General features: G+C 60.9%; 23 protein-coding genes and 1 pseudogene. 12 read left to right on the top strand and 12 right to left on the bottom strand.

Annotated elements, in window-relative coordinates:
• Window positions 1-32: 32 nt before the first annotated feature.
• Both J2857_RS21325 and recX read left to right on the top strand, forming a co-directional pair.
• Complete coding sequence (locus tag J2857_RS21325) at window positions 33-755, top strand: L,D-transpeptidase (RefSeq protein WP_210012096.1); 723 nt, start codon at window positions 33-35, stop codon at window positions 753-755.
• A 99-nt stretch (window positions 756-854) separates the two neighbouring features.
• Window positions 855-1,415, top strand: a complete 561-nt coding sequence (gene recX / locus J2857_RS21320) for a recombination regulator RecX (RefSeq protein ID WP_281068640.1) — start codon at window positions 855-857, stop codon at window positions 1,413-1,415.
• A 24-nt stretch (window positions 1,416-1,439) separates the two neighbouring features.
• Here the strand turns inward: recX and J2857_RS21315 are convergent, their stop codons facing one another.
• From J2857_RS21315 to J2857_RS21300, 4 genes are all read right to left on the bottom strand, one after another.
• On the bottom strand, window positions 1,440-1,907 hold the full coding sequence (locus tag J2857_RS21315; RefSeq protein ID WP_210012094.1) for a group III truncated hemoglobin: 468 nt from the start codon (window positions 1,905-1,907) through the stop codon (window positions 1,440-1,442).
• A gap of 154 nt (window positions 1,908-2,061) precedes the next feature.
• On the bottom strand, window positions 2,062-3,267 hold the full coding sequence (gene pcaF, locus J2857_RS21310; protein ID WP_210012093.1) for a 3-oxoadipyl-CoA thiolase: 1,206 nt from the start codon (window positions 3,265-3,267) through the stop codon (window positions 2,062-2,064).
• Window positions 3,268-3,278: 11 nt separating this feature from the next.
• Window positions 3,279-3,968 carry a CoA transferase subunit B gene (locus tag J2857_RS21305; RefSeq protein ID WP_210012092.1) on the bottom strand — a complete coding sequence of 230 codons (690 nt, stop codon included), beginning with the start codon at window positions 3,966-3,968 and terminating at the stop codon, window positions 3,279-3,281.
• Window positions 3,965-4,687 (bottom strand): 3-oxoacid CoA-transferase subunit A, encoded by a 723-nt coding sequence (locus J2857_RS21300; RefSeq protein ID WP_210012091.1) that lies wholly within the window; start codon window positions 4,685-4,687, stop codon window positions 3,965-3,967. The genes J2857_RS21305 and J2857_RS21300 overlap by 4 nt, the downstream gene beginning before the upstream one ends.
• Before the next feature lie 209 nt (window positions 4,688-4,896).
• On the opposite strand from J2857_RS21300, the gene J2857_RS21295 reads away from it, so the two are divergent.
• Together J2857_RS21295 and J2857_RS21290 are read left to right on the top strand one after the other, a co-directional pair.
• On the top strand, window positions 4,897-5,652 hold the full coding sequence (locus tag J2857_RS21295) for an IclR family transcriptional regulator (RefSeq protein WP_210012090.1): 756 nt from the start codon (window positions 4,897-4,899) through the stop codon (window positions 5,650-5,652).
• Between the two features lie 85 nt (window positions 5,653-5,737).
• Window positions 5,738-5,986, top strand: coding sequence for a WGR domain-containing protein (locus tag J2857_RS21290; RefSeq protein WP_210012089.1), 249 nt, complete (start codon window positions 5,738-5,740; stop codon window positions 5,984-5,986).
• A 61-nt stretch (window positions 5,987-6,047) separates the two neighbouring features.
• On the opposite strand, the gene pobA is transcribed toward J2857_RS21290, so the two are convergent.
• The gene (pobA, locus tag J2857_RS21285; protein ID WP_210012088.1) at window positions 6,048-7,220 is read right to left on the bottom strand and encodes a 4-hydroxybenzoate 3-monooxygenase; all 1,173 of its coding nucleotides are present in this window, start codon (window positions 7,218-7,220) and stop codon (window positions 6,048-6,050) included.
• Between the two features lie 115 nt (window positions 7,221-7,335).
• On the opposite strand from pobA, the gene J2857_RS21280 reads away from it, so the two are divergent.
• The 5 genes from J2857_RS21280 to J2857_RS21260 all read left to right on the top strand — a co-directional run bounded on the left by J2857_RS21280 (window position 7,336) and on the right by J2857_RS21260 (window position 12,616).
• Window positions 7,336-8,232, top strand: a complete 897-nt coding sequence (locus tag J2857_RS21280; protein WP_210012452.1) for a helix-turn-helix domain-containing protein — start codon at window positions 7,336-7,338, stop codon at window positions 8,230-8,232.
• A 271-nt stretch (window positions 8,233-8,503) separates the two neighbouring features.
• Window positions 8,504-9,529 carry an ABC transporter substrate-binding protein gene (locus J2857_RS21275; protein ID WP_210012087.1) on the top strand — a complete coding sequence of 342 codons (1,026 nt, stop codon included), beginning with the start codon at window positions 8,504-8,506 and terminating at the stop codon, window positions 9,527-9,529.
• Window positions 9,530-9,560: 31 nt separating this feature from the next.
• On the top strand, window positions 9,561-10,442 hold the full coding sequence (locus tag J2857_RS21270; protein ID WP_210012086.1) for an ABC transporter permease: 882 nt from the start codon (window positions 9,561-9,563) through the stop codon (window positions 10,440-10,442).
• Complete coding sequence (locus J2857_RS21265; RefSeq protein ID WP_210012085.1) at window positions 10,418-11,167, top strand: ABC transporter ATP-binding protein; 750 nt, start codon at window positions 10,418-10,420, stop codon at window positions 11,165-11,167. The genes J2857_RS21270 and J2857_RS21265 overlap by 25 nt, the downstream gene beginning before the upstream one ends.
• Window positions 11,168-11,239: 72 nt before the next feature.
• Window positions 11,240-12,616, top strand: coding sequence for an LLM class flavin-dependent oxidoreductase (locus J2857_RS21260; protein WP_210012084.1), 1,377 nt, complete (start codon window positions 11,240-11,242; stop codon window positions 12,614-12,616).
• 100 nt (window positions 12,617-12,716) lie between these two features.
• Here the strand turns inward: J2857_RS21260 and J2857_RS21255 are convergent, their stop codons facing one another.
• From J2857_RS21255 to J2857_RS21230, 6 genes are all read right to left on the bottom strand, one after another.
• Window positions 12,717-14,276 (bottom strand): putative bifunctional diguanylate cyclase/phosphodiesterase, encoded by a 1,560-nt coding sequence (locus J2857_RS21255; RefSeq protein WP_210012083.1) that lies wholly within the window; start codon window positions 14,274-14,276, stop codon window positions 12,717-12,719.
• A 472-nt stretch (window positions 14,277-14,748) separates the two neighbouring features.
• Complete coding sequence (locus J2857_RS21250) at window positions 14,749-15,813, bottom strand: DUF2218 domain-containing protein (RefSeq protein ID WP_210012082.1); 1,065 nt, start codon at window positions 15,811-15,813, stop codon at window positions 14,749-14,751.
• Window positions 15,810-16,646 carry an ABC transporter ATP-binding protein gene (locus J2857_RS21245; RefSeq protein ID WP_210012081.1) on the bottom strand — a complete coding sequence of 279 codons (837 nt, stop codon included), beginning with the start codon at window positions 16,644-16,646 and terminating at the stop codon, window positions 15,810-15,812. The genes J2857_RS21250 and J2857_RS21245 overlap by 4 nt, the downstream gene beginning before the upstream one ends.
• A complete protein-coding gene (locus tag J2857_RS21240) occupies window positions 16,643-17,683 on the bottom strand; it encodes a FecCD family ABC transporter permease (RefSeq protein ID WP_348635705.1) in 1,041 nt (346 codons plus the stop codon). Before J2857_RS21240 ends, J2857_RS21245 begins: the two co-directional genes overlap by 4 nt.
• Window positions 17,680-18,723: a FecCD family ABC transporter permease gene (locus J2857_RS21235; RefSeq protein ID WP_210012080.1), complete on the bottom strand. Its 1,044-nt coding sequence runs from the start codon at window positions 18,721-18,723 to the stop codon at window positions 17,680-17,682. The genes J2857_RS21240 and J2857_RS21235 overlap by 4 nt, the downstream gene beginning before the upstream one ends.
• Complete coding sequence (locus J2857_RS21230; RefSeq protein WP_432420176.1) at window positions 18,720-19,700, bottom strand: iron-siderophore ABC transporter substrate-binding protein; 981 nt, start codon at window positions 19,698-19,700, stop codon at window positions 18,720-18,722. The genes J2857_RS21235 and J2857_RS21230 overlap by 4 nt, the downstream gene beginning before the upstream one ends.
• Before the next feature lie 348 nt (window positions 19,701-20,048).
• Between J2857_RS21230 and J2857_RS21225 the strand changes: the two genes are divergently transcribed.
• The gene (locus J2857_RS21225; RefSeq protein ID WP_210012078.1) at window positions 20,049-22,181 is read left to right on the top strand and encodes a TonB-dependent siderophore receptor; all 2,133 of its coding nucleotides are present in this window, start codon (window positions 20,049-20,051) and stop codon (window positions 22,179-22,181) included.
• A gap of 48 nt (window positions 22,182-22,229) precedes the next feature.
• Here J2857_RS21225 and J2857_RS21220 read toward each other — a convergent pair whose 3' ends face one another.
• On the bottom strand, window positions 22,230-23,117 hold the full coding sequence (locus J2857_RS21220; protein WP_210012077.1) for a helix-turn-helix domain-containing protein: 888 nt from the start codon (window positions 23,115-23,117) through the stop codon (window positions 22,230-22,232).
• A 153-nt stretch (window positions 23,118-23,270) separates the two neighbouring features.
• On the opposite strand from J2857_RS21220, the pseudogene J2857_RS31425 reads away from it, so the two are divergent.
• Window positions 23,271-23,466: pseudogene (locus tag J2857_RS31425) on the top strand (5-deoxy-glucuronate isomerase); the annotation flags it as partial.
• Window positions 23,463-24,224 carry an SDR family oxidoreductase gene (locus J2857_RS21215; RefSeq protein WP_210012076.1) on the top strand — a complete coding sequence of 254 codons (762 nt, stop codon included), beginning with the start codon at window positions 23,463-23,465 and terminating at the stop codon, window positions 24,222-24,224. The pseudogene J2857_RS31425 and the gene J2857_RS21215, both read left to right, overlap by 4 nt.
• Window positions 24,225-24,254: the final 30 nt, after the last annotated feature.

The following is a 24,254-nucleotide window of genomic DNA, read 5'->3' as shown; positions in this document are numbered from 1 at the left end:
ATACGTTGATTTTCAGAAAGATTTTTCGGTCCATGACCAGCGAATACCAGATGTCGCGGCGCGCCTTCGTTATAGGCTCCGTCTCGATGACCGCGGCGCTTGCCGGCTGCGCCACCACCGCTGAACGGGCTCCGGTCCCGGAAATGGCCCGCCGTCCGATCGAGCCCCCGAGCGAAGCGGAACTGCAGTCCCGATACGCCGCCGTCGAGGACAGCGGCCACCTCCTGCCGGCGATCCCCTACAAGCAGATCGACCCGAAATATTATCGCCAGCGCGTGGTCGATCCGACAGGTGAACTGCCGGGCACGGTGGTCGTCGATACGCCCGGCCGTTTTCTCTACGTGGTAGAGCCCGGCGGCACGGCGATGCGCTACGGCGTCGGCATCGGCAAGGACGGTTTTGCATGGCAGGGCGAAGGCGTCATCCACTGGCGCCAGCCCTGGCCGCGCTGGAAGCCGCCGAACGAGATGGTCGCGCGTCAGCCGAGCCTCAAGAAGTTCTCCATCGAGAACGGCGGCATGGATCCGGGTGTCAAGAACCCGCTTGGTGCGCGGGCGCTTTACATCTTCCAGAATGGCCAGGATACGCTCTACCGCCTGCATGGCTCGCCGGAATGGGCTTCCATCGGCAAGGCGACGTCGTCGGGCTGCGTGCGTCTGGTCAACCAGGACGTCATGGATCTCTATACGCGCGTTCCCTACCACGCCCGGATCGTCGTGCATCAGGATGTGCTTAGAGCCGTTCCTGCCGTATGACGCGACAGCCGAGATGATGTTGTTTCGCCGCGGCTGCATGATGTAAGAAGCCCGGCGCCGCATCGCGGGAAGTGGCGGTAAAAGCGGTCGGAGGCTTAACTGGATCTAGACGACGAGACGCCGCAATCCGATGCACCGACGCCGCGCATGCTCTCCTGGGCGCGCAATTCGACGATCTATCGCATAAACCGGCGTATGCACACGGAAAAGCAGCTTTTCGACGCCATTTCGCGCAAGGCACGTGAGAAATTCGAGGATATCGGCGAGGTCCAAGTCAGGGCGCTCGCCGAGTTCGCCGTGAAGTTCGCCTATGATAACAAGGCGCTGGATGATGCTGCCTTTGCCGAGATGAGCGCTCGCTCGGGCATGCGCGGCGGCAGGTCCAGACGCGCCATTGCCCAGAAACTGTCGCAGAAGGGCGTGGCGAGCGACACCGTGGCGGCCGCCATTGCCGAGGCGGATGATTTCCACGCAGCCCTCATCCTGGCCCGCAAGCGCGCCTTCGGGCCGTTCCGCAAGGGCGAACTCGACGAAAAACGTAAGGCGAAGGAGTTTTCCGCCTTCGCCAGAGCCGGTTTCAGCTTCGATATCGGCAAGAAAATCTTCGAAATGTCGCTCGATGAGGCCGAGGAAGCGCTGGATGCAGGCCGCCACCTCTAGGTTCGATCGACCTGTGGCCTGCCGTCAGGCCTGTTTGAGGGCAGGATCGTCAAGCGCCGGATTGTAGAAGAGCGAGAGCGTAAGGCTTCGTGCGATACGCTCCGCCGTCGCCATGAACCAGGCTTTCGCCTCCTGGGTCGGAGCAATGTCGTCCAGCGTCGCGGCAAACAGCTCCAGCCATTTCGGGAAAAGCTCCGGCGTCATGTTGGCAATGCCGGCATGCGCCTGGACCGGCTTTCCGCCATAGGCGCCGTTGCGGAAGGCGATGGAGGACCAGAAGCTCTTCATCTTCGCCATATGCTCCGGCCAGCGTCCGGAAAGCCGTGCGTCGAAGACAGGTCCCAGTTCCGGATGCGCCAGAATACGGCCATAAAACGTATCGACCAGCTTGCCAATGAAGGCATCATCGATGCCGATCGCCTTCATTTCCGCTTCCGCGCGTTCCCGGATCGCCGCGACATGCGCCGCGCGCCCCTGCAATTCGTCGCTCATCTCAAAACCTTGGATTCCGCTGGATTTGCGGTCAGTCTTATATAGGCATCTGCGGATGCCGGACCCAAGGTCCAACGGACGGTTGCGACGATGTGTCAGGTGTCTTTTGAATGGGAAGATTCCCCCTCTCACGTTAGGGAGGGGGATTGCCAGATTAAACGCGCTCCAACGCCACCGCAATGCCCTGCCCGACGCCGATGCACATCGTCGCGAGCGCGTATTTGCCCTTGCGCAGCGACAGTTCAAGCGCTGCAGTGCCGGAAATACGGGCGCCGGACATGCCGAGCGGGTGGCCGAGCGCGATCGCGCCACCATTCGGGTTGATATATTCGGCGTCTTCCTGGAGGCCGAGCTCGCGCAAGACCGCGATGCCCTGGCTCGCGAAGGCTTCGTTGAGCTCGATCACGTCGAAATCCTTCGGCAAGATGCCGAGACGGGCACAAAGCCTCTGGGTGGCCGGAGCCGGACCGATGCCCATGATGCGCGGTGGAACGCCGGCTGTCGCGCCGCCCATGATGCGGGCGATCGGGGTCAGGCCGTATTTCCTGGCCGCCGCTTCCGAAGCGATGATCAGGGCCGCGGCGCCGTCGTTGACGCCAGAGGCGTTGCCGGCGGTGACAGTGGCGCCTTCGATCTTGTTCAGCACCTTGAGCTTGGCGAGCGCTTCCATGTTGGTCGCGCGCGGATGCTCGTCTTTCGAAACGACCACCGGATCGCCCTTGCGCTGCGGGATGGTCACCGAGGTGATTTCCTTGGCGAGACGGCCGTTTTCCTGAGCCGCCGAGGCTTTCGCCTGGCTACGGACCGCAAACGCGTCCTGGTCCTCTCGGGAGACCTTGTAGTCGATTGCGACGTTGTCGCCGGTTTCCGGCATGGAATCGACGCCGTACTGCTTCTTCATCAGCGGGTTGATGAAACGCCAGCCGATCGTGGTGTCGTAGATCTCGGCATTGCGCGAGAACGCGGTTTCGGCCTTCGGCATCACGAACGGCGCTCTGGACATGCTCTCGACGCCGCCGGCAATCATTAGCTCGGCCTCGCCGGCCTTGATGGCGCGGGCAGCGGTGATGACCGCATCCATGCCCGAACCGCAGAGACGGTTCATCGTGGTGCCGCCGAGCGAGACCGGCAGTCCGGCAAGCAGCGACGCCATGCGGGCGACGTTGCGGTTATCCTCGCCGGCCTGGTTGGCGCAGCCGTAAATGACGTCGGCAACCGCTTCCCAATCGACGGAAGCATTGCGCTCCATCAGCGCTTTCAAGGGGATGGCGCCGAGGTCATCAGCGCGCACGGAGGAGAGCGAGCCGCCGAAACGGCCGATCGGGGTGCGGATATAGTCGCAGATATAGGCTTCGGTCATGATCTTCTCTCTTACAGTTTCGGCACGACAAGATCAGCGACCGGCCCATCGATGTGGAGGCGCGCGCCGGTCATGGCCTGCAGTTCCTCGACTGTCATGTCGACCAGCTTTTCGCGCAGGACGAAATGCTTCTCGACGATGTCGATGACGGCATGGCTCGTGTAGACCCGAGTGATACAGGCAACACCAGTCAACGGAAAGGTACAAGCTTCAACTAATTTTGGCTCGCCGTTCTTGGTGACGTGTTCGGTGATGACGCAGACCTGCTTGGCGCCGTGCACGAGGTCCATGGCGCCACCGACCGCCGGCACGCCCTTTGAACCGACACGCCAGTTGGCGAGGTCGCCGTTCTGAGCCACCTGCAGCGCGCCCAATATGGCGACGTCCAGATGGCCGCCGCGCACCATGGCAAAGCTGTCGGCATGGTGGAAGAAGGCGGCGCCCGGCTTCAGCGTCACGGCCTTCTTGCCGGCGTTGATCAGGTCCCAGTCCTCCTCGCCTTCGGCCGGCGCTTCGCCGAAGTTGAGGATGCCGTTTTCGGTATGGAAGATCGCCTCGCGGCCCGGAGGCTGGTAACGGGCGACCATTTCCGGAAAGCCTATGCCGAGGTTCACATAGGCGCCGTCCTGGATGTCCTGGGCCGCGCGCCAGGCGATCTGGGCGTTGGAAAGCTTGATGTCTTCTCGGGTGTTGAGGGTCATACCTGGGCTCCTGGGGCGTAAGCCACTCCGGCGCGAATGAGGACTTCTTCCTGCTGCGGATTGGGCACTTCGACGACACGGTCGATGAAGATGCCGGGCGTCACCACATGCTCGGGATCGATGCAGCCAGGTGGCACGATCTTCGACACCTGCACGATCGTCTTGGCGGCGGCCATGCACATCAGCGGATTAAAGTTGCGGCCGGCCTTGTTGTAGGTGAGGTTGCCGAGCGGATCGCCGAGCTGCGCCTTGACGATGGCGAAATCGGCCTTCAGCCAGCGCTCCTGCACATAATGGCGGCCGTCGAACTCGGCGATCACCTTGCCGTTGGCAAGTTCGGTGCCGTAAGCCGTCGGCGTGTAGAAGGCCGGGATGCCGGCGCCGCCAGCGCGGATGCGTTCGGCCAGCGTGCCCTGCGGCACCAGTTCAAGTTCGATCTGGCCTGCGAGATAACGGTCGGTGAAGGCGCGCGGATCCGACGACTTCGGAAACGAGCAGATCATCTTGCGAACCATGCCAGCGTCGATCATCGCGGCGATGCCGATACGACCGTTGCCGGCATTGTTGTTGATGACGGTCAAGTCCTTGATCCCCTTGTCGATCAGGGCGTGGATCAGCTCGATCGGCGCGCCTGAACCGCCAAAACCGCCGATCATGATGGTAGCGCCATCACCGATCTCGGAGACGGCTTCCGCCGTGCTCCCGATTGTCTTGTCCATGCGGGATATCTCCTTCGCTATACCCGGCGAACGTGCCCGCCGTGCCTCCGCGAAAACAGATAGATCAGCATGGGAAAGACAGCAAGAAATATGTGCGATAATTGACATTTGTTCATATATCGCACATATTGTGCGAACTGACGATGCGGAGCCCGCACATCCTTGTGGCTTCACATTGCATCGACAAAGGGCGAGACACAGGGAAAATCATGCGGGAAACGGATTTCGTCAGCGGCTTCGCGCGGGGCCTGAAGGTCATCGAGGCTTTCGGCGAGACGACGCCACGGCTGGCGATCGCGGACGTGGCGAAGGCGACCGGGCTCGACCGCGCGACGGCTCGCCGCTGCCTGCTGACCTTGGCGGAACTTGGTTATGCCGACTATGACGGAAAGTTCTTCGTGCTGACGCCGAAGATTTTGCGGCTCGGCCATGCCTATCTCTCCGCCACCCCCCTGCCCCATATCGTCCAGCCTTTCCTCGACAAGCTCGCCGAGGAGGTTCACCAGAGTGCATCCGCAAGCGTGCTCGATGGCACCGAAGTCGTCTATATCGCCCGGGCTTCGCAGAAGCGGGTGATGTCGATCAACCTGATGCCCGGCAGCCGCCTCCCTGCCTATTGCGCCTCGATGGGCCGCGTGCTGTTGGCAGCCATGCCCGAGGACGAGGCCCGTGCGCTTCTCAAGCAGACCAACCTCAGATCCTTTACGCCGCGCACCCTCACCGACCCTGCCGGGCTGATGGAAGAGCTTGCCCGCGTCCGCGAAGAGGGCTTTGCCGTCATCGACCAGGAACTGGAACTCGGCCTTTGTTCAATTGCCGTGCCGCTGGAAAATGATCGCGGCCGGGTGGTGGCCGCGATCAATATCGGCGCACCGGCGGCAAGCGTGCCCGCCGCCGAGATGGCCGAGCGTTATCTGGAACCGCTGAAGGGCGTCGCGAGGCTCCTGAAATCCCTGCTACGCTAAACCCATCAGCGCCGTGAATCGATGAGGCCGGATCGATTCAATCATGTCGTTGGACGGCAGAATCCAAACTTGCGATTCTGCAGGCATGACCAGCGAACCGCTTCTCCTCACCCGCCGCGACCCCGCCCGCAACATGGCCCGGTTCTATGTGCTTATTGTCGAACCGGACCTTTTCGACGGCGCGGCGCTCACCCGCAACTGGGGCCGTATCGGTACCAAGGGCCGTTTCCGCATAGATCTGTTTGGCTCGCGGCAGGAGGCGGAGCACCGGCTTGTAGCACTCGTCCGCAGCAAGGTGAGGCGCGGTTATCGGCAGGGGGCGGAGGCCGGCTGACAGTCCTCGGGCAGCACCCACATTTGGTTGCATTGCCCGCCTGCGCTCGGTGGAAGCGGCGTCAGAGGGGCAGGCCCACATAGTTTTCCGCAAGCGCCGTCGATGCTGCCCGCGAATGCGTCAGATAGTCCAGTTCGGCTTCCTGGATCCTCTGGTCGAATTCGCCCGTGTCGGGAAAACGATGCATCATCGTCGTCATCCACCAGGAGAAACGCACCGCCTTCCATACGCGGGCAAGCGCCTTTTCGGAATAGGCGTCGAGGCCAGTGTCGGAACGGTCCTGATAGTGCTCCCGCAGCCCGCGGAAGAGGTAATGCACGTCGCTTGCTGCCAGGTTCAGCCCCTTGGCCCCAGTCGGCGGCACGATATGAGCTGCATCGCCGACGAGGAACATGCTGCCGAACCGCATCGGCTCGGCAACAAACGAGCGCAGCGGTGCGATCGACTTCTCGAAGGACGGCGCGGTGATCAACGCTTCGGCATGATGCGCAGGAAGGCGGCGGCGAAGTTCGTCCCAGAACCGGTCATCGCTCCAATCCTCGATTTTCTCGTCGAGGGCGCACTGGATATAGTAGCGGCTGCGGGTTGCCGATCGCATCGAACAAAGCGCGAAACCCCGCGGATGATTGGCGTAGATCAGCTCATGACTGACGGGCGCGACATCTGCCAGGATGCCGAGCCAGCCGAACGGATAGATCTTCTCGAAAATGCGGATTGCGCCCTTCGGCACGGCGTTGCGGCTCGGGCCGTGAAAGCCGTCGCAGCCGGCAATGAAATCGCAGTCGATGCGATGCGTGCTGCCGTCTTTTTCGTAGGTGACGAAGGGCAGGCGTGTGTCGAAATCATGGGGCTCGACATTGGCGGCTTCGTAGATCGTCTGGGCTTCGCTTGCCTCGCGACGTTCCATCAGGTCGCGGGTCACTTCCGTCTGACCATAGACCATGACACGTTTGCCACCGGTCAGCCCGTGGAGATCGATCCGGTGGTCGCGGCCGTCGAAGGCGAGCGAGAACCCCCCGTGCGGCAGACCCTCGGCGTGTAGCCTCGTGCCGGCCCCAGCCTGGTCGATCAGCCCGACCGTGCCCTCCTCCAACACGCCGGCACGGACCCGGCCGAGAATGTAATCCTTGCTGACACGATCAAGGATGATGTTGTCGATGCCGGCTTCCGTCAGAAGCTGGCCAAGCAAGAGACCCGACGGTCCGGAGCCGATAATGGCGACCTGCGTTCTCATTGATCTCCTCCCGAGTGTTTTCGTTTGGCAAATTGTGCTCGGCTTCCGCATAGGCGGCAATGGACATTCGAGCCAAAAAATTGGACAAACTGAACATCCTGGCCGGAGACATCAGATGAACAGGCACATACCGACCTATCAGCTATACGGGGAGGATCCGGGGCAGCGGCATGATTTCTGGCTCCATTGCGAAACCATCAAGTCGAGGAGCAGCCGCCACCAGTGGGAAATCCGCCTGCATCGGCATGAGTCATTCTTTCAGATACTGTACATCGAGGCGGGGGCCGGCGACGCGTCTTTCGACAGTAAAACGCACCCCATCCGACCACCGTCGGTAATCACCGTCCCTCCCGGCCTCAGTCACGGCTTCCGGTTCTCCCGCGACATCGAGGGTTTGGTCATCACCATCCTGAGTGCCCATCTCGACCACCAGCCAGGGGAGCGCAGCCGCTTCAGCGAATGGCTCGCGACACCGCACCTAACCCCGCTCGACCCGCTGAATGCCGATGCAGCCTACGTGATACAAACGCTGAAACGAATTGGCGAGGAATTCGACCATCGCAACAACGGGCGCAACGAGCTTCTCGCTTCCTATGTAAAGCTCGCCCTGAGGCTGACCGCGCGCATTTCCCACGCCGACAACCTCAACCAGCTCCCGGCGAACGAAGGCGAACGGCGGATGGACATGTTGAACGGCCTCATTCAGCAGCATTTCCGCTCGCACAAGCCGATATCCTTTTATGCGGCCGAGCTTGGCATCTCGCTGACCCATCTCAACCGCATTGTCCGGTCGATGACGGGCTGCACGGCGCACGACCTGATCACCGCCAAGCTGATAGAGGAGTCCAAGCGTGAACTCGTCTTCTCGCTCGCCTCCGTGCAGGAGGTCGGTCATCGCCTCGGCTTTGCCGATCCCGCCTATTTCTCGCGTTTTTTCATGAAGCAGACGGGGGAAACGCCGCGGGCCTGGCGCCTGCGGGAAATCCAGTTGCTGGAGAAGGCATCTTTCTAAGAGCGACGAGTGCGACGCGGAAGCCGGGCTCAGTTTTGCTGCTGGCGACAGGCTACAGTTCATTCATCGGCAGGAGCCTTGGGGCCTCAGAGCAAGAAATCGGGATGTCGCATCAAGTTCACCGGTTCTCATGTCGATGATCGACATGTTGGGACGATATTTCACTATCCGGCGCATTCTTAAATTAAATAGTCTATTTCTTTTATAGAAAATATCTCACCCTTCCGTGCATCGATTTCCGGATCATGCAACGACAAGGGGAAAATCAACGATGACATTGGTGAAAACAATGAGAACCGTGCTGTTCGGCCTGCTCGCCTTCAGTACCATGAGCGGGGTGGCCGCGGCCCAGACAAATGCGCCCCTTCTTCCCAAGGTGCCGCCCGGGACGGTCCTGACGATCGGGGATCCGGTGACGCAAAAGGCGCTGGAAGTCTCAGGCTTGATCAAGGAGCTGTCGTTTGAAGTCAAATGGGCAAATATCAGTGGGGGCCCACAAACGTCGGAAGCATTCCGCGCCAAGGCACTCGATGTCGGATCGGTGGCCGAAATCCCTTCGATCTTCGCCAATTGGAACAACCTGCCGGTCCGCAACATCGCCTATCGCGAACGCCGCGACCCGATTGCCAATCCCATCTACCGTTTCGGAGTGGCGCCCGGCGCCAGCATCAAGACGCTGGCCGACTTTCGCGGCAAACGCATCGCTTTCAGCCCCGGCCAGGCTCAGGGAGCACTCGTTCTGCGCGCACTCCATGCAGCAGGCCTCAAGAAAAGCGACGTCACACTGGTAGAATTGCCCAGCACCGGCGACGTCTATCCGAAGGCGTTGGCGAGCAAGCAGGTCGATGTAGCGCCGCTCGGGGGCGTCTACATCCGGCGCTATATCACGCAATACGGCCAGGACGGGGCCACGCTCATCGAACACGGCCTGCGCGATGATCCAGGTCATCTCTATGCCCCGCAATGGGTGCTGGACGATCCGGCAAAGGCTGCGGCCCTCGCCGAATATGTCGGCCTTTGGGCGCGCGCGACCGAGTGGGTGAACAAGAACCCGGAGATCTGGATCAAGGAATATTATGTCGCGCAGCAAGGCCTTAGCCAGGATGACGGCGAATATCTCGTCAAGCTGACCGGGGAGCAGGTTGTTTCAGGAGATTGGAGCGAGGTGAAGAAGCGCCACCAGGAGACGATAAACCTGCTGGCGGCCGAGCTCGCCTACAAGTCCTTCGACGTGGAAAAGATCTTCGACAACCGGTTCGAGAAAATCGCCTCCGCCGCCTTGGCGAAGAGCCAGTAATCCCTGCGTCATTCAAGAGGAGATTTGAAGGATGGCAACCATTTGGGATGCGGATGAGGTGAAATCATCCCGGGCGTCCGGCCGTGAAAGTGGATATACCCTTCCCGCCGTGGCGAGGCCCGTCACCGCCCGGAACCGCCGGAGACTGGGACCGGGGCCGGCAATACCATTCGGACTTCAGATCGGGCCGGCACTGCTGGTGCTGCTCTGGGTGGCCGGCTCGGCGTTCGGGTGGATCGATCCGCGGATACTCTCTGCGCCGTGGACGGTCATCGAGGCCTTTGCACGGCTCATCGAACAGGGCCGGCTGCAGGACAATTTCGTGACGTCGGCGACGCGCGCCCTGCTTGGCCTCAGCATCGGCCTGGTCATCGGCACGATCCTTGCCGTCACCGCCGGTCTCTCCCGGATCGGCGAAGCACTGATCGACGGTCCAGTCCAGATCAAACGCGCCATCCCCACGCTGGCTTTGATCCCCCTGCTGATCCTGTGGTTCGGCATCGGCGAAGGCATGAAGGTTACGACGATCGCCCTCGCCGTCATCATTCCAATCTACATTCACACCCACAATGCCCTGCGCAGCATCGACAGCCGCTACGTGGAACTGGCCGAGACCCTGCGCATGAGCCAGAAGGACTTCATCTTCCAGGTGGTGCTGCCCGGCGCATTGCCTGGTTTTCTCCTCGGCCTGCGGTTTGCCGTCACCCTCTGCTGGGTTTCCCTTGTCGTGGTCGAGCAGATCAACGCCACCAGCGGGCTCGGCTACATGATCGAACTTGCCCGCAACTATGGGCAAACCGATGTCATCCTTGTCGGCCTGGTCGTCTACGTGCTGCTCGGCCTCGTCTCGGACGGTCTCGTCCGCCTGCTCGAACGGAGGGTCCTCTCATGGCGCCGCACCCTAGCCAACTGAAGTCAGCATCCCGAACCGTGCATGTCCGCAACCTCATGCGCCGGTTCGCCGCCAAGACGATCCTGAATCGTGTGGATCTCGATATCGCCGAAGGGGAATTCGTTGCCCTGCTGGGCAGGAGCGGCTCCGGCAAGAGCACTTTCCTCAAGGCGCTCGCCGGCCTCGATCACGATGTCGAGGGAACCGGGACGCTTGAAGCACCGGAAAATCTCTCGGTGGTTTTCCAGGACGCCCGTCTTCTGCCCTGGCGCACCGTCATCCAGAACGTCACGCTCGGTCTGCAGGGTGCTGCCGGGCAGGAAGCAGGCAGGAAGGCATTGGCCGAGGTAGGGCTCGAGGGGCGCGAAGCGGCCTGGCCAAACCAGCTCTCGGGCGGCGAGCAGCAGAGGGTCGCCCTTGCGCGCTCGCTGGTCCGCCAGCCGTCCCTGCTTCTCGCCGACGAGCCGTTCGGCGCCCTCGACGCACTCACCCGGCTGAAGATGCACGACCTGCTGCGGGAATTGTGCGCAAGACACCGCCCGGCCGTATTGCTCGTCACCCATGACGTCGACGAGGCAATCTCGCTCGCCGATCGAATATTGGTTCTCGACGATGGTCATCTGATCGAGAACCTGCGGATCGATCTGCCGACGCCGCGTGATCACGGCGACCCGCGCTTTGCTAAAATCCGCACCCAGCTTTTGAGCCGCCTCGGGGTCGAAACTCCCGGACGGCGAGCCGCCTGAGCCCAGCGGAAGTTGTCATCATGACCAGCAGGGTTTAGCTCAATCTCACCACCTCGAACGGAGGACACGTCAATGAGTAAACAGAAGAGACAAATGCGGCTTGGGGCGTTCATCATGGCGACGGGCCATCATGTGGCAGCCTGGCGCCATCCGGCCTCGCAGGCCGACGCGGGACTTAATATCGATCACTACCGCGAACTGGCGCAGACGGCGGAACGGGGCAAGTTCGATCTGGTCTTCGTCGCCGACAGCCCGGCCGGTTGGGAGCGTGCCAAAGACCCGGAAGCACTTCGGCGCTCCTCGCAGGGTGCCCATTTCGAACCCGTGACGCTCTGGGCTGCGCTATCGCAGACCACAAGCCATATAGGTTTTGTCGCAACCGCGTCCACCACCTACGAAGACCCCTATCTTCTGGCCCGCAAATTCGCCTCGCTCGACTATATCTCCAAGGGGCGGGCGGCTTGGAACGTGGTCACCACGGGCGCGGACGTCTCCAAGAACTTCTCGCTTCCCGGCCACCCCGCCCATGCCGACCGCTACGCGCGCGCCGAGGAATTCGTCGATCTGGTGAAAGGACTGTGGGACAGCTATGAAGACGACGCCTTCATCCGAGACAAGGAAAGCGGCGTCTATCTCGATCCGGACAAGGTGCATCTCCTCAACCACAAGGGGCAGTTCTTCTCCGTTGCCGGTCCGCTCAATGTCGGCCGTCCGGTACAGGGCTATCCGGTGATCGTCCAGGCCGGAGCGTCGGAACCCGGCCGCGATCTGGCGGCCAGAACGGCCGAAATGATCTTCACCGCCAACCAGACGATCGAGGACGCCCGGGAATTCTATTCCGACGTCAAGGGACGGCTTGCCCGCTATGGGCGCAGCCAGGACGACCTCTTGATCAGTCCCGGCATATTCCCCGTTCTCGGCGGCACGGAAAAGGAGGCACAGGAGAACTATGACTATATCCAGTCGCTCGTTCATCCTTCCATCGCCTGGAATATCCTCGAGCGCCACTACAAAGGCGTCGACCTTTCCGGCTATTCGCTTGACGATCCCGCTCCACCTCTGCCGCACGATACGGAACTCAACAAAAGCCGCCTCAAGCTGGTCACCGACCTGGTATCGCGAAACAATCTGACGCTGCGCCAATTCTATCTGGCCGTCGCGACCGCCCGCGGCCATCGCACGGTAATCGGCACGCCGGAACAGATCGCCGACGCGATGCAGGAATGGTTCGAGAATGGCGCTGCCGACGCCTTCAACATCATGCCGCCGATCCTGCCCGCCGGGCTGACGGACTTCGTCGATCAGGTCGTGCCGATTCTGCGCAGGCGCGGCCTTTTCCGGCACGAATATGAAGGAACGACTCTTCGCGAGAACCTCGGCCTCAAGCGGCCGCAGAACGGCTTCGTGCTTCGGTCAGAACTTGAGCCAGAGGCTCGGGCAGCCGTATAGCGCCTAGCGCCACATTAAATATCCTGGCCATGAAGATGGCGACACCGCCAATACTTCTCGGCCAGGACTTATGTTCGTCTCTTCCCTGGCAAGACTTCGCTCAGGCGCTCAATGCCCGCTTACGGTCATTGACGAAGCCGATCACTTCCGACTGAGGCATTGCCTTGCCGAAGATGTAGCCCTGCCCGAAATCGCAGCCCTGGCCAAGGAAGTAGGCAAGCTGGGCGTTCTCCTCGATCCCTTCGACGGTGGTCTTGAGGTTGAGACTGCGGCTTAACCCAAGCACGGCGTCGATGATTTTGGCGTTCTTGTCGTTATGGGTGAAGCTCGACACAAAACTTTTGTCGATCTTGATCTTGTCGAACTTGAAGCGCGCCAGCTGCGCCAGACTGGAATATCCGGTTCCGAAGTCGTCGAGCGCCACCTGGATACCGGCGGCATGGAATTGCTCGATCGTCGCGGCGGCAAAGTCCGGATCGTCGATCAGAGCGTTCTCAGTAATCTCGATTTCCAACCTCGACGACTGTAGGCCGGTCTGTTGCAGGATGTGGAGAACACGGCTCGCGAGTAACCTGTCTTCCATCTGAACAGGCGACACGTTAAAGGAAAGCGACAATGCTCCCGGCCAAAGCTGCGCATCGCCGCAGGCCTTCGACAGAAGCTGCTCGAAGAGCGTGGTAATCAGGCCGGTCTCTTCGGCCACGGCGATGAATTGCTGTGGTGAAACGAAAACGCCATCCTTGTTCCACCGAGCAAGCGCCTCGAAACCGCAGAGCTCACCCGTCCTGAGATTGATGAGCGGCTGGTAGAACGGGTCGATCCTGCCCTCGTCAATGGCGCGGCGAAGATCGCCCTCGAGCTTGGCCCGCTCAGAGACTTTCTCCTGCATTTCAGGCTGGAACAGGGAATATTGATTGTGGCCCCGGCTCTTCGCCTCGTACAGCGCGACGTCCGACCGGTGGCAGACTTCCTCAAGCGAGCTACCGTGGTCCGGCAGGCGCGCATAACCGACGCTGGCACCCACTTCCGTTAGCAGGGTGCCGATCCGGACCGGCCGGGAAACCGAATGAATAAGCAACTGCGCGAAAAGCTCCTCCTTTTCCGGCACCAGGTTTCGCGCCACGGCGACGAACTCGTCGCCGCCGAAGCGGAAGACGCATTCGTATTCAGCCAATGCGCAGATGCGTCGCGACACTTCCTTCAACAGGATATCGCCCCCCTGGTGGCCAAGGAGGTCATTGACCTTCTTGAAGCCGTCGAGATCTATCGAAAACACCGTTGCGGTCTGCGGCCTGATATCCTCACCCGTCTCCCGTAGCTTCTCATCCGAGTGCGAAAAGATGAACCTGTCGAAGGCATAGCGGTTGGGAAGCTTCGTCAGATGATCGTGCGTGGCGATATTGTCAGCTTCATCGAAGGCCTTCCGGCGGTTCACCATTTCATTGCGCATATCGAGAATGCGCAGCACCGAATAGGCAAAGCTCGCAAGCCCCGCAACGATGAGTACGATGATGATGAGATGAGCTTTTCCCGCACTGAACGACTGAACCAGCCGCAGCAGCAGATCATCATAGGCTACACAACCGATGAGCAGTACCATCGCGAGTGCCGCTACCTGCGCCAGCTGTCTGCCGGCCTTACTTTCCAGAAAATCCCTCATCTACCCCTCCAACTCCGCGATCCTAGGATAAATGATTAAAGGATTTGTTATTCAGAGTTGTGCGAAAACGTCCTGCAGCTGCAACGGCGGCCCCATGAAGCAGGCGCTTGAGTTCAACTGAGGCGAGAGATTTCCAGAAAATCCTCCCGATTGATGCTCAAGATCTTGCAGAGCCATGCGAAATCGAATGGAGTTGCAGGTCATTCTGTTGAGACGACAGATCATCACGAAGAATGACCGTGCACTGCCGGCTGGTGAAGAAGTGCTTCAGCGCCAGAACCTGGCGCCGGTAGCGCAGGGCGCATAGGAACCATTGAACAAAATCATGTAGATCGCGGAGGACAAGCCTCAAGAGCGCCACCAACATGGCCGCAGTGCTGGATAGCATCGACTGTTCCGCAAGTCGCCTTTCGGAAGCGCGTCATGGCAGAGCGATGTGGAAACAAGGCTGGCCGCCATCCCGTGCTAGGGATCAAGCGTACTCTTGCTCCCAGTACCAAGCCACATACATCCTCTTCTTGTCGTGCCGGCGGCTTTTCAGGAAGGTGCGGATGGAGCGCACGTCCGCTTTTTCGCAGGCGACCCAGACAAAGGTTTCGTCATCGACGGAAGCGGCCGCTTTTTTGGCTTCCTCCGCAAGAATGCCTTTCGCTCCAGCCGGATAATTCCGCCGATGCAGCCAGCGGACATCCAATGAACCTGCTGACGGAAGCGGCTGTTCTTCCGCTTCATCCAGCACTTCGATGATAGCCTGCATCCGGGTGCCTGGCGCCACTTCGGCCGCGATCCGGGCGATGGCGGGAAGAGCGCTTTCGTCGCCGACCAGAAGAATGGACTGTGCCGCCGGAAGGTCGCCGCCTCCCGGCCCGAGCAGCGCCACTTTTTCTCCAGGCTGCACGTCGCGGGCGAAGTCGGCTCCCGGTGTCGCAATGTGCGGAACTGGATGTTGCAGGAAGTCGATCCACAATTCCCGGCGTTCGATATCGACCGCGCGGATCGTGTAGATGCGAACCAGAATCTCGTCTTCCCCCTCGGGCCAGGCGACACGGCCGTCTTCGCGGATTCCCGGCCATACCGGCGGCCTGCCCTTCGGGGGAACCAGAAGGCGGACGTGCATGTCGCCGCCGACAAATGGCGAAACGTCAGCGCAGGCAAACTTCACACGCCGCATGTGGGGGGTCACATCCTCCGACGAAACGACTGTCACCTCGTGGATGTTCGGCAGTGCTGCAAGGATCGAATGCTCGGACCACGTCAATTCAAGCGGGTCCTCTCCCGCAAAGTAGAACAGGTGCTCCGCAATCATCGTCCGATTTAGTTGCAACGCCGCCTCCGACTCACAGGCCAGGTCGATCAGGAGCTTGCGGTCTGCCAACCGAAAGCTTGCGGTACCGTCCTTGCCCTTCAGCAGGGCGTGGTTCTTGCTCCGCTGCACGTCGGCATGCTCGACGAAGTGCTCGCAGATTTCGTCGAGCATACGTTCGGCATCTTTTGGTAGCGCTACGCCGGACAATTTCAGCGGCTGCACTGCACTCATGACCGATTCTCCTTTAAATCCTGCGCCTGCGCCATCCGATGCCGGCCGATCGGCAGCATGATTGGCCGGCCCGACGTCGGGTCTGTAATGACGCGGCTTTCGAGGCCAAAGACTTGCCGCACATTCTCTTCCGTCAACACATCCTCCGGCCTGCCCGCGACATGCACGCGCCCTCCAGCTATCGCGACGAGGTAATCCGCGTAGCGCGCCGCGAGATTGAGATCGTGCAGGACCATCACCACGGTGGTCCCCCGCGCGTGGTTGAGATCGGTCAGCAGATCGAGAACGTCGACCTGGTGATTGATGTCGAGAAATGTCGTCGGTTCGTCCAGCAGCAAAACCTCGGTCTGTTGTGCCAGAGCCATGGCGATCCAGACGCGCTGGCGCTGCCCTCCGGAAAGCTCGTCCACCGGCCGTTCGGCAAGCTCGACGGTTCTGGTCGCCGCAAGCGCGCTCTCGACGGCTTCATCGTCCCTGCGCGTCCAGCGTGAAAACAGGCTTTGATGCGGATGCCGCCCGCGGCTGACGAGGTCGGCGACGGTAATTCCCTCCGGCGCGATCGGCGACTGAGGAAGCAGGCCCAATGTTCGAGCCAATTCCCGGGACGGGATACGGTGGATCGATTTGCCATCCAGCAGGACATGCCCCTGGCTGGGCGAAATGAGCCGGGACATGGTGCGCAAAAGCGTGGACTTGCCGCAGGCATTGGCACCGACGACTGCCGTGATCTTGCCAGGCGGCAGGGCAAGATCAAGCGCATGCAGGATCTCGGCATGGTTATAACCGGCCGAAAGCCGGCTGGCGGTAAGAGAGTGAGCGGAGCGAACGGTCATAGCGAGCCTCCCATCCGGTTGGCCCGTACGATCTGATAGATCAGAAAGGGAGCGCCCAGTGCTCCGGTCACCACGCCCACCGGATAACGGCTTGGCAGAAGGAATTGACCGACATAATCCCCACCCAGGACGAGTATCGCCCCGATCAATGCGGCTGGTATCAGCAACGATCCGTTGCGCCCGACCACACGGGAGGCGATCGGCCCTGATAGGAAGGCCACAAAGGCAATCGGTCCCGTCACCGCCGTTGCGGATGCAATCATGCCGACGGCCGCAACGATAACCAGCATGCGGGTCCTTGCCACCTTGACACCCAACGCCGCAGCCATGTCGTCACCCAGGCGAAGGACTTCCAGGTCGCGCGCCCGTCCGAGCAGCAGCCCGCCGAACGTAGCCAGCGCCAGAAGAAGCGGAAGCGCCTGGCCGAGTTGCGCGCCGTTGACGCTGCCGGTCAACCAGCGCATTGCCTCCTGCAGATTCCAGGCCGGAGCGCTGGAGAGGATATACGCGACGACGCTTTCCAGCATGGCCGAGACGCCGACCCCGACGAGGATGAGCCGCGGCCCGGCAACCCCGCTGCGGAATGACAGGGCGTAGACCAGCAGCGCCACGCCGAGGCCTGCGGCAACCGCCAAGACAGAAACTATCGGCCCGCTCAATGACAGGACGACGATGGCGAATACGGCCGCAACACTTGCACCCGAAGTGATCCCGATGATATCCGGGCTGGCGAGGGGATTGCGCAGCATAAGCTGGAACGTGACACCGCCAAGCCCAAAGGCCAGGCCGGCGAGAACTGAAAGGACCGCGCGCGGCAGCCGCAGCTTTCCGATGGTAAAGGCAGCGCCCGCGACATCATCACCGAGCAGGACACGCAGGACGTCCCCGGGCGGCGTGAAGGACTGGCCGAGCGACAGGGTTACCGCAAAGAGGACGGCCATGGTAGCCAAAAGGATGGCGGTCATGAGAACATGACGCTGCGCGCGACGGCGGCGATTTTCGACAATGAGGCCGATGACTGGGGAAAGCACTGTCACAATTCTCGGACCCGCTGCCGCCTGACAATCCAGATGAAGAATGGCGCCCCCACGAGGGCCGTGATGATTCCCACCTCGATCTCCGCTGGCCTGGTGACGATACGCCCGACGACATCCGCCGCCAGCAAGAGGCAGGCGCCACCAAGCGCGGAAAACGGCAGCAACCACCGGTGATCGAGCCCGACCAGCAGACGGCAGACATGCGGCACGACCAGTCCAAGAAAGCCGATTGGGCCGCAAACTGCCGTTGTTGCCCCGCACAGGAGGATGGCGCCGAACGAGGCGACGGCGCGGGCCACCGCGACGCGTTCCCCCAGTCCTGCCGCTACATCATCGCCCAACGCCAGTGAGTTCAGCTTTCGCGCCGACAGAAGGCTGACCGCGAAACCGACAGCAAGAAACGGCAGCACCGGAACGATGCGCTCAAAGGTTGCTCCGCTCACGCCGCCGATCTGCCAGGAACGGATGCCCCCCGCTATATCCGCTCGCGGCAGCACCACGGCAATCACCATGGAGGAGAAGGCAACCGACGTCGCGGCGCCAGCAAGCGCCAGCTTCAGTGGGGTCGCCCCGCCACGCCCGAGCGATCCTATCGTATAGACGAAAACTGCCGAACACCCGGCTCCGAGGATTGCAGCCCAGATATAGGCCTGCGCAGAGGACATATCGAACAAGGCGACGCCGGTCACGACGGCCAACGACGCACCCATATTGACGCCGAGAATGCCCGGGTCGGCGAGAGGATTGCGGGTCACGCCCTGCATGATTGCCCCAGCAAGCCCGAGCGCGGCGCCGGCAAGCAGGGCAAGTGCCGTGCGCGGGATACGCACGTTCACCGCCGCCTGACCGATGCTATCGACCTGCCCCGCAAGCGCGGCGACGATTTCGCTCCAAGCCACTTCGCGGGTGCCGACCGTAACAGAGAGCGCACAGAGGGAGGACAGGGCCACGACCAATCCGGCCAGCCAGAGGCCGCGGATCCGGTTCGAACGTCGGGAGACGGCCGGCCGAGAGAACGATCGAATGCAGCCGGCCGTCATTTGGACTTTCTGGCCGCTTCCGCCAGCAGATCCACATAATCCTTCAAGACCCATGAGATCGAAAGCGGTGTCGGATTTGCCGCCGTGCCGATCGGGTTACGACCCAGCATGACGAGAGCCCCCTTTTCCACGGCCGGCATCCTGGACATCAAGGGGTTGGCCGCCAGCGCATCGAGCAGTTCCTGGTTTCCATAGGTGACGACGATATCCACGTCGTCGAAGACATCAATCCGCTCGGCGCTGACAGAGCCCGCGAATTTCCCGGGCTTCGAGGCCTCGACGACGCTCCTGGGGGATTTCAGGCCAAGATCCTCGAAGAACCTCACCCGGGTATCGTTCGTCGTATAGAAGTTGACGATGCTCAGGTCGGTCGCATCGAGATGGGTAATGAACATTGCCGATTTGCCCTGGAGCTCAGGGTGCCCGCCAACCACCTTGGCGATGTCGGTTTCGATCCGGGCGATCAATGCGTCGCCCTCAGGGGCCATTCCCATCCCGGCACTGTTCAGACGTATCATGTCCCGCCAGTCCGTCGACCAGGGCGCTTCGGGATAGGCGACGACCGGCGCGATCTGGCTCAGCGTGTCATAGTCCGATTGGCTCAAGCCGGAATAGGACGCCAGGATCACATCGGGCCTGGTGGCGGCGACCGCCTCGAAATCGATGCCGTCCCCTTCGTCGAAAAGCACCGGCTTGCCGGCATGGAGCGCGGTCAGCCTTTCGGCTACCCAGGGCAACACCCCATCGCCGTCATCGTCGCCGAAATTGGCTCTGGCGAAGCCGACCGGTACCACGCCGAGCGCTAGCGGCACCTCATGGTTGGCCCATGCGACGGTCGCAACCCGTTTAGGCTTTTGAGGAATGGCCGTCGTACCGAACGCATGCTTGATGGTGATGGGATAGGCCGTTCCTTCGCCCGCCCAAGCGCCTGCCCCGAAGCTGCCGAGCGCAACCACCCAAACGCATATCGCCGCCATTTTCACGGCCGGAAGCAATAACCGCAGCATCGTCAAACTCCGCAGACTTAAGTGGACTTCCATTTTCAGGTTAAGAGAGCCGCGTCAACCGCCCTACAAGTCCCGATCGACAGGAGGGCTGAGATTTCCGTGGGATCCTACAAAGCGGCGAGAATTTACAATACTAGACAAACCTGCTCAAGTTAATAGCCGTCCCCGGGGGCATATCAGACCAAGCCATTGCGGCCGCCATAACCGGGAGAAATCTCCTCGCGGGCGGGTTGTCAGGATGTCGTTCGGGATGCTTCCCCAGACCTGGCATCAGTCTCGGCGATCTCTCGCCGAATCAACTTCTGGAACGTGAATATTATGGACAACGAAAGAACACGCGGTCGCTCGAGACAGGCCCTTATCCGCTATCGGAATGCGGTCCTTCTGGGTTGCACGGCGCTTGTCGCCTTGACACCGACCGTAGTGCTTGGCCAGGAAAATCCGAATGCCGACACGACGCTCGAACCGATCGTCATTCAGGGCAGCGGCGCCGGCCTCGATACCGACAATGATTCGAAGTCGATCGTCGCGACGAAGACGACCGGTGTTGGCAAGATGCCGGCGGATATTCTGGAAACGCCCGCTTCGGTCTCTGTCATCACGTCCAAGGAAGTTCGGGAGCGCGGCGCGGACAGCATTGAGCAGATCGTGCAATATACCGCTGGCGTGGTCACGGACTATTACGGTTCGGACGACCGTTACGACTATTTCAAGATCCGGGGTTTCACTCCCTTTACGTACCGCGACGGACTGGTCATCGGCCGAACCTGGAGCGGGATCCGGGAAGAGCCCTATGCCCTCGAGCGCATTGAGGTGTTGAAAGGCGCCAACTCCACGGGCTTCGGGGTTTCCGATCCTGGCGGCTCGGTCAACTATGTCACCAAGCGGCCGAAGAGCGAACGTTTCGGCGAGATTTACGGCACCGGCGGTTCGTTCAATCATAAGGAGGCCGGGTTCGACTTCGGCGACAACATCACCGAGGATGACACCCTCTCATACCGCCTGACTGGCAAGTTGCAGCGGTCGGACGCCGAATACGACTATTCGCAGGACGACGAAAACTTCATCATGGGCGGCCTGACCTGGCGCCCCACGGCGGCCACGAGCCTCACATTCGTCTTCGATCACTTGGACAAAGACGGGACACCCAGCGGCGGCGGCCATCCGCGGGGTACGGATTTGGACAGGGATCGCTTCTTCGGCGAGCCGGACTATAACTACGATACGACGAACAGGAACACGTACAGTGTCATGCTCGACCACGATTTCGGGAATGGCCTGACCTTCAATTCCAGCGCGCGCTACAGCAAGTCCGACACCGGATTCGGTTACGTCTACATTTACGACGCGCTGGGTGCCGACGATCCCACGGGTATGGTCGACCGCAATTACTTCGGCAGCGACAAGTCCTCCGAGCAGTTCATCATCGATGCGCATCTGCTCTATGAGACGAATTTCAACAACGTGGAAAGCCGTACGCTGCTCGGCGTCGAATATAACAAGTTCGAGTCGAAGAATGACAGCTTCTATACCGCCGCATCGGCCATAAACTGGCAAAATCCGGTCTATTCGGGCGGACCCGTATCGCTGTCGCCTTATAGCAGCGTAGCAAGCGACCAAAAGACCAAAGCGATCTATCTGCAGCAGGATCTGACCTTTTTCGACAAGCTGACGGCAAGCATCGGCCTGCGCAACGATTGGCTTGACCTCAAGGAAACGAACCAGCTTACAGGTTCCGCATCGACAGGCGATTTCAGCGAACTCACGAAGCGCTTCGGTCTGAGCTATAAGCTCACGGACGAACTCGCGGCCTATGTCAGCTATGCCGAATCTGTCGCGCCGCCGAGCGCGGGTACCGAGCCTACGGTGGGCAAGCAATACGAAGCCGGGATCAAATATCGGCCGGACGCCTTCCCCGCCTTGTTCACCGCTTCCATCTACGACCTGACCATGGAGAACATCACCACCTACGAAGCTCCAACGTACCTGCCCGCGACGGTCGACAAGATCCGGCATCGCGGCATCGACCTCGAGGCCAAAGCGGAGGTGACGAACAATATCAACCTCATCGCATCCTATTCCTATATCGACTCAAAGATCGTCGAGAACGGTGGCACGTATGATGGCAAACGCTTCGCGCAGGTTCCGGAGCATCTCGCTTCGGTGTGGGGTACCTATACGATAGAAGGCAACGGAAGCCGCGGCGATATGACCTTCGGTGTCGGTGCCCGCTACACGGGTTCGTATTACTTCGACAACGCAAATACCCGGAAGTCGGACGGTGCCGTCGTCTTCGATGCCGCCTTCACCTACAAGATCCAGGAGAACACGACATTCCAGCTCAACGCCAGCAATCTGTTTGACGAGAAGCATATCGCCAATGACGACGGGGGAGCGTATTATTACAATCCCGGCCGCGCAATCTATGCGACGCTGCGTCAGACCTGGTGAGATACCCGTCCTGCCCGGCAACCATGCCGGGCGGGGCAATTTACTGGCCTAATGGGTTTGCCGTATCCGGCGCCAGGCGGCAGGCGTATCGCCGGCAATCTGCCTGAACGCCTTCGTCAAATGTGCCTGGTCGGTGAAGCCCAGCTGGGCCGCGATTTCCGCAACGGCCAGATCGCTTTCAACGAGCAGCCTTTTCGCCAGGTCGATGCGCCTTGCCAGTTGCCATTGCAGCGGCGTTTTACCCGTGGTTTGCTTGAAGACATTGGCAAACCAGCTTTCCGACAGGCCAACGGTCGCCGCCATTTCGGCAACCGTCAGGCGGCAGTCGCTCAAGCCGTCGATATGTGACACCAGCTTGTTCATCTGCGCCTGGGTCAGCCTGCCATTGTTTTTTTCGGTTTCATGGTCGGGGATGTCGAGAAGACCGGCGACGATGCTGCCCACAAGACTTTCGGCATAAACGGCGTGCTTTGACGGATTTGATATTTCATCGACCAGCAAACCCGCCAGCGTCTCGATGGCGCCGACATCCTGAAGCTCCACCGGCCGGCGCACCGCGGCCAGAGCGGCGGAGGTCCCAACCGAGGGCGACAGGAACCGGAGCAACCGATCCTTGTGGATGTGCAGGTTGAGGTGTGAAAAGCGGTGTTTGGTTTCGCTGCTGGTCCACATGGGAACACCGGCGGGAACATAGACCGCACGGGTCATCGGCCGGTAGTACTGCGAGCCGTCTCGATTCGACATGCGGATTCGAGCCGACACGTCGTTGAAGAAAATCATGATGCGCGGGTCGTCCGCCAAATAATAGCCCGTGGCGCCTGACTGACTTTCCGCTTCCCAGAAAACACTCACCAACCCGTCGAAGCGACGCCATTTGACCGGAGCGACAACCCTTATCCCCTCCGTATGCCAAGTCATGGAATGCCAATAACTCAACGCCGGTATCCTTCGCCATCTGCCACTGGAATCATCTACCTGCTGCAAAGGCCTCTCAACAAGCTTGCGCAGGCAAGGCCTCATAATATGAGAATTTGTGTCATGTATATAAGGCCTGCGGGCGGATAGTAAAGCTCCGCACCGCAAAGCCCGCTGACCCGCCACGGCGACGCCTTCCTTCTTGACAAAGGATGCCATCCGACCTCCACCTCACCGGGTCATAGGGGATAAATCTTCACGATCCTGGTCAGCCGGCATCGCCGCGGCCTGATCCGGCGCCTTGATCCTCGTCACGATATTTATGGATGCCTTTCCCGGTATTCAGGCCATGCGGGAGAAATTTCGATGAACATCCAACATCCACTTTTCGATCTGCGCGGGCGCCATGCCGTCCTCACCGGTTCAAGCCGGGGCCTCGGCCTTGCCATGGCACGCGGGCTCGCCTCCGCCGGAGCCCGAGTCACGCTGAACGGGCGCGATGAGGCCACGCTTTCCGCGGCAGTAGAACAATTGACGACGGAGGGGTACGAAGCCTCCGGGTTGGTCTGCGACATAACCAGGGCCGACGAAACCGAGGCCGCGTTCGCCGGCATCGGTGCGGTCGATATCCTTGTCAACAATGCCGGCATTCAGATCCGCGCGCCCTTCCTGGAGCACAGTGCCGAGACCTGGCGGCGGATGTTCGACACCCACGTGATGGGCGCAGTGCTTCCCTCGCAAGCGGTGCTGCCTGGCATGATCGAACGCGGTGGCGGCAAGATCATCAACATCTGCTCGCTGATGAGCGAAGTCGGCCGCAAGACCGTCGTGCCCTACACGACAATGAAAGGCGCGCTGAAGATGCTGACCCGCGGCATGGCGACGGAGCTTGCCCATCACAACATTCAGGTCAACGGCATAGGCCCGGGCTATTTCGCGACCGAGATGAACCGCGCGCTGATGGACGATCCGGCTTTCGACACCTTCGTGAAGAACCGCACCCCCGCCGCTCGTTGGGGCCAGCCGGAGGAACTTTCCGGCGCAGCAATCTTTCTGGCCTCCCCGGCGTCGGATTTCGTCAACGGTCAGGTGCTCTACGTCGATGGCGGCATCCTGTCGGCTCTTTGAGCCGCTTCGCTTCCGCAATGTCCGATCCGC

Origin of the sequence: Neorhizobium galegae, assembly GCF_017877055.1 — a bacterium.
Classification (GTDB): domain Bacteria; phylum Pseudomonadota; class Alphaproteobacteria; order Rhizobiales; family Rhizobiaceae; genus Neorhizobium; species Neorhizobium galegae_D.
Note: the sequence above shows the minus strand (reverse complement) of the source record. Positions and strands in the feature narration are given on the sequence as shown.

Coding starts and splice junctions, on each gene's coding strand:
- J2857_RS21305 (WP_210012092.1), bottom strand. CDS start 3,968: ATGACCCTCAACACCCGAGAAGACATCAAGCTTTCCAACGCCCAGATC.
- J2857_RS21230 (WP_432420176.1), bottom strand. CDS start 19,700: ATGGCGGCGATATGCGTTTGGGTGGTTGCGCTCGGCAGCTTCGGGGCA.
- J2857_RS21245 (WP_210012081.1), bottom strand. CDS start 16,646: ATGACCGTTCGCTCCGCTCACTCTCTTACCGCCAGCCGGCTTTCGGCC.
- J2857_RS21315 (WP_210012094.1), bottom strand. CDS start 1,907: ATGAGCGACGAATTGCAGGGGCGCGCGGCGCATGTCGCGGCGATCCGG.
- J2857_RS21325 (WP_210012096.1), top strand. CDS start 33: ATGACCAGCGAATACCAGATGTCGCGGCGCGCCTTCGTTATAGGCTCC.
- pobA (WP_210012088.1), bottom strand. CDS start 7,220: ATGAGAACGCAGGTCGCCATTATCGGCTCCGGACCGTCGGGTCTCTTG.
- pcaF (WP_210012093.1), bottom strand. CDS start 3,267: ATGACCGAAGCCTATATCTGCGACTATATCCGCACCCCGATCGGCCGT.
- J2857_RS21295 (WP_210012090.1), top strand. CDS start 4,897: ATGCGGGAAACGGATTTCGTCAGCGGCTTCGCGCGGGGCCTGAAGGTC.
- J2857_RS21275 (WP_210012087.1), top strand. CDS start 8,504: ATGACATTGGTGAAAACAATGAGAACCGTGCTGTTCGGCCTGCTCGCC.
- J2857_RS21280 (WP_210012452.1), top strand. CDS start 7,336: ATGAACAGGCACATACCGACCTATCAGCTATACGGGGAGGATCCGGGG.
- J2857_RS21270 (WP_210012086.1), top strand. CDS start 9,561: ATGGCAACCATTTGGGATGCGGATGAGGTGAAATCATCCCGGGCGTCC.
- J2857_RS21265 (WP_210012085.1), top strand. CDS start 10,418: ATGGCGCCGCACCCTAGCCAACTGAAGTCAGCATCCCGAACCGTGCAT.
- J2857_RS21255 (WP_210012083.1), bottom strand. CDS start 14,276: ATGAGGGATTTTCTGGAAAGTAAGGCCGGCAGACAGCTGGCGCAGGTA.
- J2857_RS21300 (WP_210012091.1), bottom strand. CDS start 4,687: ATGGACAAGACAATCGGGAGCACGGCGGAAGCCGTCTCCGAGATCGGT.
- J2857_RS21225 (WP_210012078.1), top strand. CDS start 20,049: ATGGACAACGAAAGAACACGCGGTCGCTCGAGACAGGCCCTTATCCGC.
- J2857_RS21290 (WP_210012089.1), top strand. CDS start 5,738: ATGACCAGCGAACCGCTTCTCCTCACCCGCCGCGACCCCGCCCGCAAC.
- J2857_RS21215 (WP_210012076.1), top strand. CDS start 23,463: ATGAACATCCAACATCCACTTTTCGATCTGCGCGGGCGCCATGCCGTC.
- J2857_RS21250 (WP_210012082.1), bottom strand. CDS start 15,813: ATGAGTGCAGTGCAGCCGCTGAAATTGTCCGGCGTAGCGCTACCAAAA.
- J2857_RS21235 (WP_210012080.1), bottom strand. CDS start 18,723: ATGACGGCCGGCTGCATTCGATCGTTCTCTCGGCCGGCCGTCTCCCGA.
- J2857_RS21260 (WP_210012084.1), top strand. CDS start 11,240: ATGAGTAAACAGAAGAGACAAATGCGGCTTGGGGCGTTCATCATGGCG.